Source organism: Sulfitobacter sp. 1A12056 (assembly GCF_043558125.1).
Taxonomy (GTDB): Bacteria; Pseudomonadota; Alphaproteobacteria; order Rhodobacterales; family Rhodobacteraceae; genus Sulfitobacter; species Sulfitobacter faviae.
On the sequence record NZ_JBIFFY010000003.1, the window covers coordinates 212101 to 230857 of the forward strand.

Annotated in this window: 18 protein-coding genes; 13 read left to right on the forward strand and 5 right to left on the reverse strand. The window is 63.2% G+C overall.

Annotation, left to right across the window (positions count from 1 at the left end; translation table 11 throughout):
- The first annotated feature begins 55 nt into the window (after positions 1 to 55).
- A complete protein-coding gene (locus ACGYLD_RS09190; protein ID WP_394402231.1) occupies positions 56 to 730 on the forward strand; it encodes a thermonuclease family protein in 675 nt (224 codons plus the stop codon).
- Here ACGYLD_RS09190 and ACGYLD_RS09195 read toward each other — a convergent pair whose 3' ends face one another.
- Entirely contained in the window at positions 731 to 2131 is a 1401-nt protein-coding gene (locus ACGYLD_RS09195; protein ID WP_271693239.1) for a short-chain fatty acyl-CoA regulator family protein, read from the reverse strand.
- A 78-nt stretch (positions 2132 to 2209) separates the two neighbouring features.
- Complete coding sequence (locus tag ACGYLD_RS09200; protein WP_394402234.1) at positions 2210 to 3424, reverse strand: multidrug effflux MFS transporter; 1215 nt, start codon at positions 3422 to 3424, stop codon at positions 2210 to 2212.
- Positions 3425 to 3593: 169 nt separating this feature from the next.
- Here ACGYLD_RS09200 and ACGYLD_RS09205 point away from each other — a divergent pair, with 169 nt between their 5' ends.
- From ACGYLD_RS09205 to ACGYLD_RS09235, 7 genes are all read left to right on the forward strand, one after another.
- Positions 3594 to 5126: an acyl-CoA carboxylase subunit beta gene (locus ACGYLD_RS09205; RefSeq protein ID WP_168612268.1), complete on the forward strand. Its 1533-nt coding sequence runs from the start codon at positions 3594 to 3596 to the stop codon at positions 5124 to 5126.
- Between the two features lie 105 nt (positions 5127 to 5231).
- Complete coding sequence (locus ACGYLD_RS09210; RefSeq protein WP_271693241.1) at positions 5232 to 5486, forward strand: Rho termination factor; 255 nt, start codon at positions 5232 to 5234, stop codon at positions 5484 to 5486.
- Positions 5384 to 5884, forward strand: a complete 501-nt coding sequence (locus ACGYLD_RS09215) for a DUF6497 family protein (RefSeq protein WP_276153848.1) — start codon at positions 5384 to 5386, stop codon at positions 5882 to 5884. Before ACGYLD_RS09210 ends, ACGYLD_RS09215 begins: the two co-directional genes overlap by 103 nt.
- 214 nt (positions 5885 to 6098) lie before the next feature.
- Positions 6099 to 6239, forward strand: coding sequence for a hypothetical protein (locus tag ACGYLD_RS09220; protein WP_168613065.1), 141 nt, complete (start codon positions 6099 to 6101; stop codon positions 6237 to 6239).
- 81 nt (positions 6240 to 6320) lie between these two features.
- Positions 6321 to 6668 (forward strand): hypothetical protein, encoded by a 348-nt coding sequence (locus ACGYLD_RS09225; RefSeq protein ID WP_271693800.1) that lies wholly within the window; start codon positions 6321 to 6323, stop codon positions 6666 to 6668.
- A 319-nt stretch (positions 6669 to 6987) separates the two neighbouring features.
- Positions 6988 to 7194, forward strand: coding sequence for a hypothetical protein (locus ACGYLD_RS09230; RefSeq protein ID WP_067261646.1), 207 nt, complete (start codon positions 6988 to 6990; stop codon positions 7192 to 7194).
- Positions 7195 to 7331: 137 nt separating this feature from the next.
- On the forward strand, positions 7332 to 9377 hold the full coding sequence (locus tag ACGYLD_RS09235) for an acetyl/propionyl/methylcrotonyl-CoA carboxylase subunit alpha (RefSeq protein ID WP_271693242.1): 2046 nt from the start codon (positions 7332 to 7334) through the stop codon (positions 9375 to 9377).
- A gap of 42 nt (positions 9378 to 9419) precedes the next feature.
- Here the strand turns inward: ACGYLD_RS09235 and ACGYLD_RS09240 are convergent, their stop codons facing one another.
- Positions 9420 to 9875: a DUF4174 domain-containing protein gene (locus ACGYLD_RS09240; protein WP_394402239.1), complete on the reverse strand. Its 456-nt coding sequence runs from the start codon at positions 9873 to 9875 to the stop codon at positions 9420 to 9422.
- A gap of 165 nt (positions 9876 to 10040) precedes the next feature.
- Between ACGYLD_RS09240 and scpA the strand changes: the two genes are divergently transcribed.
- The 5 genes from scpA to ACGYLD_RS09265 all read left to right on the forward strand — a co-directional run bounded on the left by scpA (position 10041) and on the right by ACGYLD_RS09265 (position 14880).
- Entirely contained in the window at positions 10041 to 12182 is a 2142-nt protein-coding gene (scpA, locus tag ACGYLD_RS09245) for a methylmalonyl-CoA mutase (RefSeq protein ID WP_209219048.1), read from the forward strand.
- Positions 12182 to 12703 (forward strand): GNAT family N-acetyltransferase, encoded by a 522-nt coding sequence (locus tag ACGYLD_RS09250; RefSeq protein ID WP_271693244.1) that lies wholly within the window; start codon positions 12182 to 12184, stop codon positions 12701 to 12703. Before scpA ends, ACGYLD_RS09250 begins: the two co-directional genes overlap by 1 nt.
- A gap of 52 nt (positions 12704 to 12755) precedes the next feature.
- On the forward strand, positions 12756 to 13436 hold the full coding sequence (locus ACGYLD_RS09255) for a molecular chaperone DjiA (RefSeq protein ID WP_067261634.1): 681 nt from the start codon (positions 12756 to 12758) through the stop codon (positions 13434 to 13436).
- Positions 13436 to 14437: an endonuclease/exonuclease/phosphatase family protein gene (locus ACGYLD_RS09260; protein ID WP_271693801.1), complete on the forward strand. Its 1002-nt coding sequence runs from the start codon at positions 13436 to 13438 to the stop codon at positions 14435 to 14437. The genes ACGYLD_RS09255 and ACGYLD_RS09260 overlap by 1 nt, the downstream gene beginning before the upstream one ends.
- 77 nt (positions 14438 to 14514) lie before the next feature.
- The gene (locus ACGYLD_RS09265) at positions 14515 to 14880 is read left to right on the forward strand and encodes a hypothetical protein (protein WP_276153849.1); all 366 of its coding nucleotides are present in this window, start codon (positions 14515 to 14517) and stop codon (positions 14878 to 14880) included.
- On the opposite strand, the gene ACGYLD_RS09270 is transcribed toward ACGYLD_RS09265, so the two are convergent.
- A complete protein-coding gene (locus tag ACGYLD_RS09270) occupies positions 14877 to 16460 on the reverse strand; it encodes a Ppx/GppA family phosphatase (RefSeq protein WP_067265464.1) in 1584 nt (527 codons plus the stop codon). The genes ACGYLD_RS09265 and ACGYLD_RS09270 overlap by 4 nt on opposite strands.
- 82 nt (positions 16461 to 16542) lie before the next feature.
- Positions 16543 to 18717, reverse strand: a complete 2175-nt coding sequence (locus tag ACGYLD_RS09275; protein WP_394402243.1) for an RNA degradosome polyphosphate kinase — start codon at positions 18715 to 18717, stop codon at positions 16543 to 16545.
- Positions 18718 to 18757: the final 40 nt, after the last annotated feature.

The window sequence follows — 18757 nt, forward strand, 5'->3', positions numbered from 1 at the left end:
ACCTGCCTTAACATCCTGTCTTGAAGGCCGCGGGGCGGGGCGTCATACCTGCCCCATGTTAAAGATTTGTTCACTTTTCGCCCTCAGTCTCACGCTGAGTTTCGCAGCAGTATCGGCTGGGGCGCAGACCGTGTCGGGTGTGGTGCGCGTGATCGATGGGGATACCTTCGATCTTGGCGGCACGCGCATCCGCTTGCACGGAATCGACGCGCTTGAGGCAAGCCAGACCTGCGAAACCGATGGCGGGCAGGCTTGGGCCTGCGGTGATTGGACAACGAGGGAGGTGCGCGACAGATACCAAGGGGCCAACGCGCATTGTGAGGCACTGGACCGCGACCGCTATGATCGCATCGTCGCCCGCTGCCATGTGGGCGACGTTGACGTGGGGCAGGCGCTGGTGCGTGACGGGCTGGCCTTTGCTTATCGTAAATATTCGATGGACTATGATCTGGATGAGAAGGCCGCCTTTGTCGCAGGCCGTGGGATTCACGGGTTCAAGACGGTTTCCCCCGCCCGCTACCGCGTGACCCGCCGCAGCGGGTCCGAGCCTGCCCGGCCCGAGGGGAGCTGCCAGATCAAAGGCAATATCAGCGCCGAGGGGGTCAAGATTTACCATATGCCGGGGCAGGAGTTTTACAGCCGCACCCGCATCAGCGCCCGCAAAGGCGAGCGTTGGTTCTGTTCCGAAGCCGAGGCCCGCGGCGCGGGGTGGCGGCGCGCGCGGCGCTGATCACTCCACCCGGTAGGGCAGGGTGTCGCGCAGATGCGGGTCGACCACCAACTGCCGCTCCAGCGGCGGGACGGAGCGTTGATGGCAATCCCGGCGTTCGCAAATCCGGCAGGAAATGCCAATCGGTTCAAAGGCATCGCTGCGGGTGACGTCCATCCCATCGGCGTAGACCAGCGCGGGCGCATGGCGCACCTCGCAGCCGAGTGAGATCGCGTAGCGCCGCACCGGGGCGCCAAACCGCCCCGCCGGTTTCGAGATGTCCCGCGCCAAACTGATATAGCGCACCCCATCCGGCGTCTCGGCCAGTTGCCGCAGGAACCGCCCCGGCGTCTCAAAGGCGCGGTGGACGTTCCAGAGCGGGCAGGCGCCGCCGAAACGCGCGAATTGCAGTCGGGTCGCGGAATGGCGTTTGGTGATCGTTCCTGCCTGATCGACCCGGACGAAGAAAAAGGGAACCCCCTTCGCGCCGGGGCGCTGCATCGTCGATAGCCGATGCGCCACTTGTTCGATTGAGGCACCGAAATGCCCGGCCAGCACCTCCAGATCATGGCGGCAATCCTGCGCCTTTTGCAAAAACCGCCCATAGGGCAACAGGGCCGCCCCCGCGAAGTAATTGGCCAGCCCAATCTTTGCGATATCCCGCGCCGCGGCGCTGTGGAAGCGGGCGAGGTCCAGCGTCGCCTCCAGCAGCGCATCCTGCTGGGTCAGCGCCACCTGCAACAACATCTGAAAGGTCTGCGTCTCAGGCGCTGCACGGGCCGATAGATGCAGCACCTTGCGTGCGGGATCATAGGCGCGCAGCCGGTCGTCATCCTCAAAAACCACGCGCACCCCGGCACTCTCAAGCGCGCGCGCCGCGGTCGCCCGCGTGTCACTGCCACTGCCTTCGCGGGTCGCGAAATGCTCTGCCGCACGGTCGACGGCATCGATGTAATTGTCGCAATAGTGAAAGAAGTCCCGCACCTCTTCCCAAGGGGAGGGCATCGCGCGGGCATCCTCACGGCCCAATGCTTCGTCCAGCGAGGCCAGCCGTTCATGCACCTGTCGGTAGCTTTGATGCAGCGCAAGAAAGGCATGTGCCAGCCCCGGCGCGTTGGAGGCGGTGAGGCGCAGATCAGCCACCGGGGGTGCCTTTCCAGCGAAAACCGGATCGGCCAGCGCCTCACGCAGATCGCTCACCAACCGCTCCCCATCGCCGCTGGAAAGCTCCGTCACATCCAGCCTGAACTCCGACGCCAAGGCCAGCACGACATTGGTGCTGACGGGTCGGTTGTTGTTCTCCATCTGGTTGAGATAGGGCAAGGACACGCCCAGCCGAGCGGCGAAATCTTTCTGCGTCAGCCCCGCGCGGGTGCGGGTCTCACGCAGTTTTACACCGGCATAGAGTTTCTGGATCGCCATCCGCGCACCTTTGCAACTTTGCAGTCGGGTGCAGCCTAGCTTTGCAAAGCCGGGGTCACAAGCGCGGAGAGCGTGGGCCTAGAGGCCCAAAGCTTTCTCACGCCGGATCACCACCCAGATGGAGGCGACCGAGGCGATGGCCGTCAACAACATGAGCCACAACAGCGGATAGGCCCCGGTCTCAGGGGTGAGCAGGGCGCCCGCCAGCGCGCTCAAGGCCGCGCCGCCGACAATCATGATTGCCCCGCCCAGCCCGGAGGCCGTGCCCGCCAGATGCGGGCGCACCGACAGCATCCCGGCGGTGGCATTGGGGATGCAGAGCCCGTTGCCCAGGCCCACCAGCGTCATCAGCCCGAAAAAGCTGAGTGGAGAGCCGTAGCCCGCAAGGAAGATCAGCAGCGACACCGTGCCACCTACGGCATTGGAGATGCAGCCCCAAAGCACCAGCGTATTGACGCCGAAACGGGTCGCGGTCCGCGCGGTGACGAAGTTGCCGATGAAATAGCCAATCGCGGGCGCGCCGAAATAGAGGCCCAGCACCGCAGGCTCCATCCCGAAGACCACGGTCCCCACGAAGGGCGCGCCGCCGAGATAGGCAAAGAAGGCGCCCGAGCAAAAGCCCGTGGCCAGCGCATAGCCCCAAAACCGCGGCGAGCGGAGCAGCTCGGGGTATTCGCCGAACTGCTGGCGCAGCGATTTGCCGCTGGCCCGGGCGGTCTCGCCCAAATCCGCCCAAGCCACCCAAAAGACCAGCCCGCCAAGGATCAGCATCGCCCAGAAGGAAGCCTGCCAGCCGAAACCCTGCTCCAGCAACCCGCCCAAGGCTGGGCTGATCATCGGCACCAGCGCCATGCCCATGGTGACATAGCCGATCATAGAGGCCGATTCGTTTTGGGTATAGAGATCGCGGATCACCGCGCGGCTCAGGACCATGCCCGTGGCGATCACAGCCTGCGCCATGCGGAATACCAGAAACACGGCGATGTTCGGCGCCAGCAGACAGCCCACCGTGGCCACGAAAAAGACGCCCAAGCCCCAAAGCATCACCCGCCGCCGCCCGAGGTTGTCCGAAATCGGCCCGATGAAGATTTGCAGTATCCCGCTGAAGAACAGGTAGAGCGGCACTGAAAGCTGGATCACCGCATAATCCGTGCCGAAATGCTCTGCCATCTTCGGCAGGCTGGGCAGAAAGATGTTCATGACCATGGCCGAAAGCCCGGCCAGCAGGATCAGCGTTGAAATATGGGGCGGGGTCGTCCGGTCTAAATACCGGACTAGGGGGATATCGCTCATGCAAATGCAAGTAGTCGCGGGTATGGGAAATGTCCATGTTAACTAGATTGTTTTGCAACTTTTCATTTTGCTTCGCAACGCCTGTAGTGATTTTGCAAATTTGCAAAATTGCGCTTTGGTCGGTTGCGCTCCTCCGGTAGACTGGTCGAAATCACAATAGGGGTGCGTCATGAAAGACATTCTCGAACAACTGGAGCGGCGTCGCGAAGATGCGCGTTTGGGCGGCGGTCAGGCACGGATTGATGCGCAGCACGGCCGCGGCAAGCTCACCGCGCGGGAGCGTGTCGATCTGCTGCTCGACGAAGGCTCCTTCGAGGAATTCGACATGTTCGTCACCCACCGCTGCACCGATTTCGGCATGCAGGATCAAAAGCCCGCGGGCGATGGCGTGGTCACCGGCTGGGGCACGATCAACGGCCGCCTCGTCTATGTCTTCAGTCAGGATTTCACCGTCTTCGGCGGCTCCCTATCTGAAACCCATGCTCAGAAAATCTGCAAGATCATGGACATGGCAGTGCAAAACGGCGCCCCGGTGATCGGCATCAACGATTCCGGCGGAGCGCGGATCCAAGAAGGCGTGGCCAGCCTTGCAGGCTATGCCGAGGTCTTCCAGCGCAACATCGAAGCCTCCGGCGTGATCCCTCAGATCAGCGTCATCATGGGCCCCTGCGCGGGCGGGGCAGTCTATTCGCCCGCGATGACCGACTTCATCTTCATGGTCAAAGACAGCTCCTATATGTTCGTCACCGGTCCGGACGTGGTGAAAACCGTCACCAACGAAGTCGTCACCGCCGAAGAGCTGGGCGGCGCCACGACCCACACGCGCAAATCCTCCGTCGCCGACGCGGCCTTCGAGAACGATGTTGAGGCATTGGCCGAGGTGCGCCGCCTCGTCGATCTGCTGCCCGCCAACAACCGCGAGAAACCACCGGTCCGCCCCTTCTTCGACGATCCCAATCGGATCGAGCCCTCGCTCGACACGCTGGTACCGTCGAACGCCAACACCCCCTATGACATGAAGGAATTGATCCTCAAACTGGCGGATGAGGGCGACTTTTACGAAATCCAAGAGGAATTCGCCAAGAACATCATCACCGGTTTCATCCGTCTTGAGGGGCGTACCGTTGGCGTGGTGGCCAACCAGCCGATGGTGCTGGCCGGCTGCCTCGACATCGACAGTTCGCGCAAAGCGGCGCGTTTCGTGCGCTTCTGCGACGCCTTCGAGATCCCGATCCTCACGCTGGTGGACGTGCCCGGCTTCCTGCCCGGCACCGGTCAGGAATTCGGCGGCGTCATCAAACACGGCGCGAAACTGCTCTTCGCCTATGGCGAGGCGACGGTGCCGATGGTCACCGTCATCACGCGCAAAGCCTATGGCGGCGCCTATGACGTGATGGCCTCGAAACACCTGCGCTCGGATTTCAACTACGCTTGGCCCACCGCCGAAGTCGCCGTGATGGGCGCCAAAGGCGCAACCGAGATCATTCACCGCAAGGATCTGAACGACCCCGAAAAGATCGCCAAACACACCAAGGATTACGAGGATCGTTTCGCCAATCCCTTCGTCGCCGCCGAACGTGGCTTCATCGACGAGGTGATCCAGCCCCGCAGCACCCGCAAACGGGTCGCCCGCGCCTTCGCCTCTCTGCGCAACAAGAAAGTGCAGACCCCGTGGAAGAAACACGACAACATCCCGCTCTGAGCGCCATCATGCAGCTTCATCCTTTCTCAAATACCGATCCCACGAGGGCCGCGCGCGGAACCCTCGGCGGGCTGGGTGGTTTTCCTTGCAAAGGAGGACCGGATCATGCCGAATTCATCCATCAAGGACGAAGAGACCTACAAGTCCCTGCGCGAAGATGGGGCGAGCAAGGAGAAAGCCGCCCGGATCGCCAATGCGCAGGCCAACGACAGCCAGCACCCCGGCAAGAAGGGGGGCAAACAGCCGCCCTACGAGGATTGGACCAAGAACGATCTATACGACCGGGCGCAGGAGCTCGGGATCGAAGGGCGCTCGGACATGGACAAGGACGCGCTGATCGACGCGCTGCGCAACCACTAGGCGCTCTTCTGCGCCGGGCCTGGCTGCCAGCCCTGCTGGCGGTCGGGCTTGCAGCCCCCGCGCGGGCCATTGATGTCCCCTCTGGCCAAACCGTTGATCTGCAAGAGGTCTTGGTCGAGGAACTCGGCGGTGAGACTTGGCTTCGCTTCCGTTTTATCGCGCCGCAGATCGCCAAAGGGCCGGGGGCCATCGCCTATGACCGCGCCGCGCCGGATATGGAACATCTCTGCGCGGTCGTCGCACTTCCTTACATGACCGAACATGCGCTGGCGGGGCAGGTGATTGTCGTCTCCCTCGCCGACCGTCCGGTGGAATTCGGCGCGGCCGACCCCGAAGCGACCCAGTATTTTGAAGCTTTCCGGGCGCAGGATGACACCTGCATTTGGGAGGGTTTGTGATGCGCAGGCAATATCTTGCAAGAATCCGCCGATCCTCGGATTGGAATGATGCTTTGGAGTCACAACGTGACCGATTGCACTTGCAACCGTATCCATTGCCATGTGAATCGCATATGATGCGGTCAAGGAATACCCACGTATCCCTTACCTCAGAACCCGGGCTTGGCCGGCGTGTTGTCGTGTCAGGTTCATTTAACATTAATAGGAGATATACATGTCCAAGAGCATCAAGTTGCTGGCAGCTATCGGTTTCGTCGCAGCGGTTTCGGCCTGCGCACAGCAAGAAGAAGAGTACGTCGTGGTTGAGCCCGAGCCCATCTCGGTTGAGCCCGTCTACACCGGCAAGTACAAGTAATGCCGTCGCAGGGCAGGCGTTTGCGCCTGCCCTGATCCCAGCCACCCCTGCAACCGGGAGGGGTGTCTGATGCCCGCCTATATGTTGAAACACCGCGGGTTCCCCGGGCGTCTGCCCGGCACCGATTTCCAATTCACAATTCGCCGTCCGAACCCCAAAGGGGTCACGCCCATCACCCGGCGTGAGCGTCGCCCCGACCGCCGCGCCCCGGACCGCCGTGCCGATACCGCCTTTGTCAAAGCCCTCTGGGAGGCCTTTGGCGAGCATCCTTTCGAGCGTGGCAATCTGGATGCGGGCCGTCTGTCTTGGCTTTTTGGCCGTGAGGTTCTGCCCGCGACCGATCCTTTCGATCCTGCCGATTACGAAGCTCTGCTGGTGCTCGACGTGCCTGCTGCCCGCGCCGCATTCCCCGAAGCTTTCGAGGATTGATCGGCATGATGTCGCCGCGCCTGTTCACAGATCAGCATGGCTTTGCCGAAGTTCCGTTCGGGACTGGCGCAGGCTTGGCGCCGCTGCGGGCTTGGGCCAAGCTTGCCATGGCTGGCGGCACATCATTTGTTCTTCGTGCTGCTGGACATGAAGACCATACCCCTTCCCCTATCGGGCAGTCGCGCGCTTGTGCGGGGCTGCCCGACTTTTCGAAAGGGTGGTTTTCGCGCCACAGGGCAGCAGACCGAAAAACCGACCGGGAACTTGTCAAACGGCAGGGCGTTGGTCGGATAGTAGACAGCAGTGAAGGAACAGGCACATGTCCATTCGTAACATCATTCTCGCGCTTGGCGCGACAGCCGGTCTGGCCGCATGCGGTGACAACATCGGCGAGCAGGGTCTGGGCGGCGCAGCCGTCGGCGCAGGTGCGGCAGCCGTCACAGGCGGGTCGCTGGCGCAGGGCGCAGCCATTGGCGCTGCAGCCAACGTCGGCTACTGCCAACTCAACCCCGGCAAGTGTAACTGATCACGCCGCAATAGCCGCTTTGCCCGCCATTCGCGCGGGCAGGGCGGCTCCCCTTTCCAACCTTACCCTACAGGCACCCGCGCAGCTCCGGCTGACGCGGCATTTTGCGTGGCCTGTCACCGTCAAAGGAACTGCTGATGTTTGACAAGATCCTCATTGCCAACCGAGGCGAGATCGCCTGCCGCGTGATCAAGACCGCCAAGAAAATGGGTCTGACCACCGTGGCGATCTATTCCGATGCGGACGCACAGGCGCTGCATGCGGAAATGGCGGATGAGGCCATTCACATCGGCCCGCCCCCCGCGAACCAGTCCTATATCGTCATTGACAAGGTGATGGAGGCGGTCAAGCAATCCGGCGCGCAGGCGGTGCATCCGGGCTATGGTTTCCTGAGCGAAAACAGCAAGTTCGCCGAGGCGCTGGAGGCCGCTGGCGTGGCCTTCGTCGGCCCGCCGAAAGGGGCCATCGAGAAGATGGGCGACAAGATCACATCCAAAAAGATCGCCAAAGAGGCCGGTGTTTCCACCGTGCCGGGCTACATGGGATTGATCGAAGACGCCGAAGAGGCCGTGAAGATCTCCAATGAGATCGGCTATCCGGTGATGCTCAAAGCCTCTGCCGGTGGCGGCGGCAAAGGCATGCGGATCGCATGGAACGACGAAGAAGCGCGCGAGGGCTTCCAATCGTCGAAGAACGAGGCCGCTAATTCCTTCGGCGATGACCGTATCTTCATTGAGAAATTCGTGACGCAGCCGCGCCACATTGAGATTCAGGTGCTCTGCGATGCCCACGGCAACGGCATCTATCTGGGCGAGCGGGAATGTTCAATCCAGCGCCGCAACCAGAAGGTCGTCGAAGAGGCGCCGAGCCCTTTCCTTGACGAAGCCACCCGTAAAGCGATGGGTGAACAGGCCGTCGCGCTGGCCCAAGCCGTGGGCTACACCAGTGCGGGCACGGTGGAATTCATTGTCGACGGCGACAAGAACTTCTACTTCCTCGAGATGAACACCCGCCTGCAGGTGGAGCACCCGGTGACCGAGCTGATCACGGGCGTCGATCTGGTCGAGCAGATGATCCGCGTGGCCAATGGCGAGAAGCTGTCGATCACCCAAGACGACGTGACCCTGACCGGCTGGGCCATCGAAAACCGTCTTTATGCCGAGGATCCCTACCGCGGCTTCCTTCCCTCCATCGGCCGCCTGACCCGCTACCGCCCGCCGCAGGAAGTAGCCGCGGGGCCGCTTCTGGAGCAGGGCACATGGCAGGGCGACGCCCCCGCCGGCGACATGGCCGTGCGCAACGATACCGGCGTCTACGAGGGCGGCGAGATTTCGATGTATTACGACCCGATGATCGCCAAGCTTTGCACTTGGGCGCCGACGCGCGCCGAGGCGATCGAGAAGATGCGCGTGGCGCTCGACAGTTTCGAGGTCGAGGGCATCGGGCACAACCTGCCGTTCCTCAGCGCGGTGATGGATCACCCCAAGTTCGTCTCGGGCGAGATGACCACCGCCTTCATCGCCGAGGAATATCCCGATGGTTTCGAAGGGGTGTCCCTGCCGGAGAGCGAGCTGCGCCGCATCGCCGCCGCCTGTGCCGCCATGCACCGGGTTGGCGAAATCCGCCGCGCCCGCGTCTCGGGCCGGATGGACAACCACGAGCGCAAAGTCGGCAGCGACTGGAACGTGAAGCTTCAGAGTGAGAACTTTGATGTGATCACCAAGGCCGATCCCGAAGGGGCGACGGTGGCTTTCTCTGACGGCAGCGAAATGCGGGTCAGCGGTGATTGGACCCCGGGCGACCAACTGGCCGAGATGACCGTCGATGGCGCGCCTTTGGTGCTGAAGGTCGGCAAAATCTCAGGCGGCTTCCGCATCCGCACCCGCGGTGCAGACCTGAAAGTCCATGTCCGCACGCCGCGTCAGGCGGAACTGGCGGCCCTGATGCCCGAAAAGCTGCCGCCTGACACGTCGAAGATGCTGCTCTGCCCGATGCCGGGTCTGGTGGTGAAGCTCGACGTCGAAGTGGGTGACGAGGTTCAGGAGGGCCAAGCGCTCTGCACCATCGAGGCGATGAAGATGGAAAACATCCTGCGCGCTGAGAAGAAGGGCGTCGTCAGCAAGGTCAACGCCGGTGCGGGCGACAGCCTTGCGGTGGACGATGTGATCATGGAGTTCGAATAGGGTGCGACGCGGGGGCGATCATGGCGGGCAGGGGGCGGGGCATCAGCGGATGATGTCGCGCTCCTTCGCCTCTCTGATCTCCCGCTGCCTGAGCGGCATCTTGTCGATGCTGCGGGTGATCTCGCGCACGTCCCATGGAAAGGGTTTGCGCAGTTCGATCTGGCCTTCCTTGTCGACCAGCACCAGCATGAAACCACGCGGGCGCATCCGCATCCGCAGCGGGCTCTGCGCAGCGGGATCGGTATCGGTGAGCACGACGACATCGCGCAGGCGCAGCTCATCCTCGCGCTTGCGCAGGTATTCCATCTGCGCAACGAAGGCGGGGTCGTTTTTGGAATTGGCAAAGACCAGCACGGGCCGCTTGGTCCATTGGAAGGTGCTGAGATCGGCCATATCAGCAGGCAGGAACAACGGATCCTCCACCGGGGCATCGGCCCCTTGGGCGATGGCCGCCGTGGTCATCAATCCTGCAAAAACTAGTGAGATCAAACGTTTCATCAAGGCTCCTGTCCCCTCAAATATAGGGGGCATGTGCCAGTTTGCGAAGGGCAAAGCGCCGCAGGGGGAATTTATCCCCCTAGGGGCGCGGCCTTTGACAATTCAGCCGCCACAGTTGCGCAGGCCGATGCCTGCCGCCGGGCGCTAAGGGAGAAGGACAAGCATATGACATCCGACCAAAAGGACGCGAAGGCGCGTTGGCAGGAACTGGCTACCGGCGAATTGCGTGGGCGCAGCCTTGACGATCTGACGTGGAAAACGCTGGAGGGGATCGACGTTCAGCCGCTCTACACCGCCGAGGACGTGGACGGGCTGGAGCACTTGGGTAGCATCCCCGGCGAGGCGCCGTTTACGCGCGGCGTGAAGGCCACGATGTACGCCGGCCGTCCCTGGACGATCCGGCAATATGCGGGCTTCTCCACCGCCGAGGAATCCAACGCCTTCTACCGGCGCGCCTTGGCGGCGGGCCAGCAGGGTGTCTCGGTGGCCTTCGACCTCGCCACCCACCGCGGCTATGACAGTGATCACCCCCGCGTTGAGGGCGATGTCGGCAAGGCGGGGGTGGCCATCGACAGCGTCGAGGACATGAAGATCCTCTTCGATGGCATCCCGCTTGATCAGGTCTCGGTCTCCATGACGATGAACGGCGCGGTGATCCCGATCCTCGCCAATTTCATCGTCGCGGGCGAAGAGCAGGGCCATGACCGCGCCAAGCTTTCGGGCACGATCCAGAACGACATCCTCAAGGAATTCATGGTGCGCAACACCTATGTCTACCCGCCGGAGCCGTCGATGCGGATCATCGGGGACATCATCGAATATACCTCGGACCACATGCCGAAGTTCAATTCGATCTCGATCTCGGGCTACCACATGCAGGAGGCGGGGGCGAACCTCGTGCAGGAACTGGCCTTCACCATCGCCGACGGGCGCGAATATGTGCGCACGGCGATTGCGGCGGGGATGGACGTGGACCGCTTCGCGCCGCGTCTGTCGTTCTTCTTCGCCATCGGCATGAACTTCTTCATGGAGGCTGCCAAGCTGCGCGCCGCGCGCCTCCTGTGGTCGCGGGTAATGGAGGAGTTCGAGCCGAAGAACCCTAAGTCCTCGATGCTGCGCACCCATTGCCAGACTTCCGGCGTGAGCCTTGCCGAACAGGACCCCTACAACAACGTGGTGCGCACGGCCTATGAGGCGCTCTCGGCGGTGCTGGGCGGCACCCAGTCGCTGCACACCAACTCGCTCGACGAGGCAATCGGCCTGCCCACCGACCATTCGGCGCGCATTGCCCGCAACACCCAGCTGATCCTGCAGGAAGAGACCGGCATCACCAATGTCGTCGACCCGCTGGCGGGCAGCTACTACGTCGAGAAACTGACCGCCGATCTGGCCGAGGCGGCGTGGAAGCTGATCGAGGAGGTCGAGGAGATGGGCGGCATGACCAAGGCCGTGGCTTCGGGGATGCCGAAACTCCGCATCGAGGAAGCCGCGGCCCAGCGACAGGCGGGCATCGACCGCGGGACCGAAGTGATCGTGGGCGTCAACAAGTACCGCCGCGACAAGGAAGAGCCGATCGACATTCTCGACGTCGACAACGTCAAGGTGCGCGCAGGACAGGTGGCGCGTCTGGAGCGCATCCGCGCCGAGCGCGACGAAGAGGCATGCACCGCGGCCTTGGCGGAACTGACACGGCGGGCGGCCGAGGGCGGCAACCTGCTCGACGCCGCGGTCGAGGCCGCGCGCGCACGCGCCACAGTGGGGGAAATCAGCATGGCGATGGAAAAGGAATTTGGACGGCACCGGGCCGAGGTCAAGACACTCTCGGGCGTTTATGGCGCGGCCTATGAGGGCGACGCGGGCTTTGCCGACATTCAGAAATCGGTCGATGAGTTCGCGGAGGCCGAAGGCCGTCGCCCGCGCATGTTGGTGGTCAAGATGGGTCAGGACGGCCACGACCGCGGTGCCAAGGTGATCGCCACTGCCTTTGCCGACATCGGCTTTGACGTGGACGTGGGCCCGCTGTTTCAGACGCCCGCCGAGGCGGCGCAGGACGCCGTGGACAACGACGTGCATGTCATCGGCATCTCCAGCCAAGCGGCGGGGCACAAGACTTTGGCGCCGCAGCTCATTCAGGCGCTGAAGGACGCGGGGGCGGAGGATATCCTCGTGATCTGCGGCGGGGTGATCCCGCAGCAGGACTATAAGTTCCTGCAAGACGCGGGCGTGAAGGCGATCTTTGGTCCCGGCACCAATATCCCGACCGCCGCGCAGGACATCCTGAAGCTGATCCGCGAGACGCGGAAGTGATGCAAGAAGACGGGAGCGTCGCCCTGAAGGGCGGCGTGATCCGCCCCGCCATGGCGCAGGATGCCGCCGCCGTGGCGGCGCTGTGGAACGGCATGATCCGCGACAGCCTGTCGACCTTCACCACCGACGAAAAGACACCGGAGGAAATCGCGGCGCTGATCGCCGCCCGCGCCGATGCCTTTTGGGTGGCCAAAGGGGAGGGCGCGGTGCTGGGCTTTGTCACCTATGGCAGCTTTCGGGGCGGGCCGGGCTATGCCGCGACGGTGGAGCATAGCATCGTTCTCTCCGAGGCGGCGCAGGGGCGGGGGCTGGGCCGCGACCTGATGACACAGGCCATAGAGGCGGCAGCGGCGCAGGGCCGTCATACTATGGTCGCAGCGATCAGCAGCGCCAATCCCGGCGCTGTGACGTTCCATGAAAAACTGGGCTTTGCGCAGGTCGGGCGGATGCCCGAGGTGGGGCGCAAACATGGCCAATGGCTCGATCTCATCTTGATGCAAAAAACGCTGACTGCATCCTGACTTCCCCGATGCCAGCGGTTAAGCTGGGGGCCGAATACCAAAGGGTCAGCCCATGTCGATCTGGACGCGCATCTCCGAAGCTCTGTCAGCCCTCACCGCGGGCGAGGGGCTGTCGGCTGTCTTTGACCGGCTGCGCAGCCCGCCCGAACGCTCGGTCGCCTTTACCATCGCGGTGATCGCGCTTGGCGCCAAGATGGCCAAGGCCGACGGGCTGGTGACCCGCGATGAGGTGACCGCCTTTCGCGAAGTGTTCCAAATCGCCGAGGCGGATCAGGAGGGGGCGGCGCGGGTCTTTAACCTTGCTCGCCAAGACGTCACCGGTTTCGAGGATTACGCCCGCCGCATCGCGCGGATGTTCAGTGACCAGCCCCAGACCCTGCATGACCTGATGGAGGGGCTGTTTCACATCGCCATGGCCGATGGCATCTACCATCCCAACGAGAACGCCTTTCTTGAGGATGTGGCCGCGATTTTCGGCATGGATGAAGAGGCTTTCGCCTCGCTCAAAGCGCGTTTCGTGCCGGATAGCTCGCCCCTGCCGCGCACGGTTCTGGGCATCGGCCCCAATGCGACGTTGGAAGAGGCCCGCCGCGCGTGGCGGCGGCTGGTGCGCGAAAACCATCCCGACGCGCTGGTGGCGCGGGGCTTGCCGCAAGAGGCGATTAAGATGGCCGAGAAACGCATGATCGACATCAACCGCGCATGGGAAACGCTCTCGGGCAAACACGCTTGATGCGCATCGCGACCTACAATGTTGAGTGGTTCGCGAGCCTTTTTGACGATGACAACCTGCTTTACGACGATGACGCTTGGGCCGGGCGGCACGGGGTGACCCGTACCCAGCAGACGGCGGCTTTGGGGCAAGTGTTCAGCGCGCTGGATGCCGATGCGGTCATGGTGATCGAAGCGCCGAACCACGGGCGGCGGCAATCCACCGTGGCGGCGCTTGAGCATTTTGCCGCGCGGTTTTCCCTGCGCACGCGGGCCGCTGTCATGGGGTTTTCCAACGACACTGAGCAAGAGATCGCGCTGCTCTATGACCCCGACAAGCTCAGCGCCCGCCATGTACCTCAGGGTGCCACCAATGCCCCGCGCTTTGACCAGACGCTGCGGATCGACCTTGACGTGGATGCGACGGAAGACGCGGTGGTCTTTTCCAAACCGCCCTTGGAGTTGGAGGTGACCACGCAGGCCGGTTTCACCTTCCAGATGATCGGCGCGCATCTCAAATCCAAGGCGCCCCATGGGGCCAAGTCCGAGGCCGATGTGCTGCGCATCGCCATCGCCAACCGGCGCAAGCAATTGGCACAGGCGATCTGGTTGAGGCGGCGGATCGACATGCATTTGGCGGCGGAACGGCCCGTGATGGTCTTGGGCGATCTGAACGACGGGCCGGGGCTGGATGAATTTGAAAGCCTGTTTGGCCGGTCCTCGGTCGAGATCGTGCTAGGGCAGGGGGCGACGGCGCTGTTCGACCCCCATGCCAAACAGGCGCTCAGCCGCCGTTTGGGGGCCGCGCCCACCAGCGCGCGTTTCTGGATCGCGCCGGAGGAACGCTATCTTCAGGCGCTGCTGGACTACATCATGGTCAGCCCGCAGATCGCCGCCCGCGCGGCCCGCTGGCGGATTTGGCACCCGATGGATGATCCGGCCTGCTGGCAAAACGTCGCCCTGCGTGACGCGCTGCTGGCCGCTTCGGATCACTTTCCCGTCACGCTGGATGTCGATCTTTAGGCGGGGGGCTGCCAGCGGCGTGGCGTAAGACTGGACATGCGCGCGGCGCCACCTACCTCAATCTCATGACACGCTTTATGCCCCTTATCGCCCTTTGTACGGTGCTGCCCCTCGCAGCCCATGCGCAGGAAGAATCCGAAGAACGCGGCCTCGGCCTGATGGAGCGCGGCGCGCAGATGTTCATGGACGGGATCATGGATGAGATGGGCCCGGTCATGGAGGGGTTTGAAGGGTTCACCGAGGCCATGCGCCCCGCGCTGCGTGACTTCGCGCGAGAGATGGGGCCGAAGCTTACGGAGCTTTTGGACGAGGTCGAGGATTGGAGCGCCTATCAAGCGCCCGAGATGCAGCCCAACGGCGATATCATCATCCGCCGCAAGCCCGATCACCCGATGGTCCCGCCAGAGACCCCGACCGAACCCGCGCCGCAGATCGAGCTTTAACGCGCGGCGCGTTTGCCGGTCCGAACATGCACCTCTGCCTCAAGCGATTTGGCGAGTGAGTTCAGCCGCGCCTCTGCGACCTCTCCGAAAAGGGGGACCATGTCGGGGGTGAGCCAGAGTTCCAATTGCTTCTTCTTGGGGAACCAGCGCAATTCGCCGCGCTGTTCGCCTTTGTCCATCCAGAGCATCGCGCCAAAGCGCATGGCTTTGCCAAGGATTTCGGCCTCCAACCGGGTCTTTTCGTCGACCATTTCATAGAGGTCTTCGAAACGGGTGTTCTCACGCTTGTTGGAGTAGCGGTGCAGCAAGGCCAGCCCGAGGTAGATGCGTTCGGCGTGTTTCAGGCCACCGAGGTTGGCGCGGGTGGCGTTGTCGAAACAGGTCTCGGCGCGGTAGTCGGGATGCGCACGCCAGCTCACGTCATGGAGCAGGCAGGCTGCTTTGACCAACCGTCTGCGCGCATGGGGGGCAGAGCGGTAGAGCGGCAGGATGAAGTTATAAAGCACCTTGCCGAAACCGGGCATCCGCGCGTCTTTAGCCTCGGCGAAATAGCAGGCTTCGATCAGCGGATCCCGGTCGCGCAGGCGCTGCGGCATCTGCTCATAAAGCATGCCTTCGCGGATGCCGTAGCTGGAAATGGCGATGTCCTTGGGGCGGAAGGTCTTGACCAGACGGCTCAGCACCTCGGCGGCATAGGGGACCAGCGACATCCGGCTTGAGGATACGCCGCAGGCGTTGCGCAGCTCTTCCAGATCGGAGGTTTGGATGAATTTTACGGTCTCGCGAACCGAGGTTACGGTCATGCGGTATTCGTGTAGCACATGCAGTGGATAGCCCCGGCGGTACATGTCGATCCGTGCTATTGCCCGCCATGAGCCGCCGACAAGGAACAGCCGGTCACGCTGGCTGCCCATCTTTTCCTGAAGCCCGGTGATGACCTCTTTGATATGCGCGTGCCGCCCCTTGGCCCCGCCCTTGAGGTCGCGCAGCTTGAGCGGTCCGAGCTGCGAGGTCACCCGCCGCCCGACACGCCCGCCCGAGATTTCCGCAAGCTCCATCGAAGAGCCGCCGATGTCGCAGACGAGGCCGTAAGCGCCGGGCCAGCCCAAAAGCACCCCTTGCGCCGAGAGCCGCGCCTCTTCCTCGCCGTCGATCACCCAGATGCGCAACCCGGTCTCGCGCAGCACATCGGCGCAGAAGGCGCGCCCGTCACTGGCATCGCGCACCGCCGCCGTGGCGACGACGGTAAGCTCCGACAGGCCCATGCCATCGGCCAATTTGCTGAACCGCCGCAGCGCCGAAAGGGCGCGGGCGCGGCCTTCGGGCGACAGATGCCCGGTCTCGGCCATGCCCGCGCCCAAGGCGCACATGATCTTTTCGTTGTAGAAATAGGCCGGAGAGCGCGCCGCGCCGTCAAAGACCACCAGCCGGACGGAGTTCGACCCCACATCCACCACGCCGACGCGGGCCAGCGCCCGCGCGCCCGGATCCTGAAACAAGGGTTTTCCGAAAAGGCCCAGTTCCGCCACGCCCGTCTCAGGGACGGGGGCGGCTCGGGAAGGGTCGGTCTGGTCTGCCATCAATGCTCCTGCGGGCCATCCGTTTCACTGGATAATTGGCGCAGGGGGGCGGTGAGGTCAATTGCCAAAGGGGGCTTGCCGGTCAATCCTCGGTATGGGTCAGCTTGGGCACATCCGAGGCCCCGGCGCTGCCCCGGCCCGAGAGCGAGGGGTTTTCCATGAAAAAGCGGTGGCAGTTGAAGGCGAAAGTGCCTTCGGGGATCGCCGGGCGGGTGAATTTACCATCCGGCCCCATGACCCAGCTTTGCGCCACGTCAGCCAGATTGGCCGCCATGATTTGGCTGGTGATCTGCGCCTTGACGGTTGGGTTTTCGATCTCGACCAATGTCTCGACCCGCCGGTTCAGGTTGCGGCCCATCCAATCGGCGGAAGACATGAAGACCCGCGCCTTTTTGTGCGGCAGCCCATGGCCGTTACCGAAACAGACGATGCGGCTGTGCTCCAAAAAGCGCCCGATGATGGATTTGACGCGGATGTTGTCCGATAGCCCCTTCACCCCGGGGCGCAGCCCGCAGATGCCACGAATGACGAGGCTGATTTCCACCCCGGCTTGGCTGGCGTCATACAGCGCGTCGATCACCTCGGCGTCGATCAGCGCGTTCATCTTGGCCCAGATCACGGCGGGGCGTCCCGCCCGGGCATGTTCTGCCTCGGCCCGGATCATTTCAAGCAGGCGCGGCTTCAGCGTCGTGGGGGAGATGGCGAGGTTTTCCAACTGCTCCGGCGGGGCGTAGCCAGACAGGAAGTTAAACACTTTCGTTGCATCACGCCCAAGGCTCGAGTCGCAGGTAAAGAGCGACAGGTCCGTATAAATCCGCGCGGTGATCGGGTGGTAGTTGCCGGTGCCGTAGTGGGTATAGGTCACCAGTTGGTCACCCTCGCGGCGCACCACGGTCGAGATCTTGGCGTGGGTCTTGAGGTCGAGAAAGCCGTAGACCACATGCGCGCCCGCCCGCTCCAACCGGCGCGATTGGCGGATGTTGGCAGCCTCATCAAAGCGGGCCTTCAGCTCGACCAGCGCGGTGACCGATTTGCCATCCTCCGCCGCCTCGCAAAGCGCGCTGACGATGGGGCTGTCGCGCGAGGTGCGGTAGAGCGTCTGCTTGATCGCCACCACATCCGGGTCGCGCGCCGCTTGGGCCAGGAAACGCACCACCATGTCGAAGGTCTCGTAAGGGTGGTGCAGCAGCATGTCTTTCTGTCGGATCGCCGCGAACATATCGCCGTCATGGTCGCTGACCCGCTCAGGCACGCGGGGGGTAAACTGCGGCCACAGCAGGTCTGGCCGGGCATCGGTCACCAGTTTCGCGAGGTCGGCGATGCCCAACATGCCGTCGATCTCGATCACGTCTTGAGGGCGCACGCAAAGCTCGCGCATGACGACAGATTTCAGCTTTTCCGGGGCGCCTGCGGAATGGGTCAGTCGCACGACCTCGCCCCGGCGGCGGCGTTTCAGCGCGACTTCGAATTCCCGCACGAGGTCTTCGGCCTCGTCCTCGACCTCAAGATCGCTGTCGCGCAGCACACGGAATTCGAAATGCGCCTTGAGTTTGTAGCCCGGAAAGAGGTTGGGAATATTGATGATCAGCAGATCTTCAAGCGGCAGATAGCGCAGGCTGCCATCGGGGGCGGGCAGGGGCACGAAACGGTCGATCTGCGCCGGGATCGGCAGCAGCGCCTGTAGCGGGCGTTTGTCGCGGGTGCGTTCCAGTTGCAGCGCCAGCGCATAGCCGGTGTTCGGGATGAAGGGGAAGGGGTGCGCCGGGTCGATGGCCAAGGGCGACAGGACGGCAAAGACTTGGTTGAGGAACACCCCTTCGAGATGTTTGTAATCGGCCTCGGTCAGGTCGGCGGTACGCTCCAACATGATGTTCTGCGCGTCCATCTCGGCCATGAGGTCGACCAGCACCCGTTGCTGGGACATCATCAGATTGCGCGCGTCTTCGTTAATCAACACCAGTTGCTCGCCGGGGCTCAGCCCATCGGCGGCGGCGGTGGTGTTGCCCGCCTGCGCAAGCTCGCGCAGGCCCGCCACGCGCACGGTATAGAATTCGTCCAGATTGGTCGCCGAGATCGACAGGAAGCGCAGCCGTTCCAACAGCGGCACGCGCGGGTTCTCGGCCTCTTCCAGCACGCGCCAGTTGAAGTCGAGCCAGCTCAGCTCACGGTTAAAGAACCGGCCCGGCCCGGCGGTGTCGAGATCGGGCAGATCGGTGGCGGGCGGAAAGGGCGCTTGCAGGAAATCGGCTTGGGTCATGCGGGCCTCATGACATTGGAATGTAACGGGTTTGCGAAGG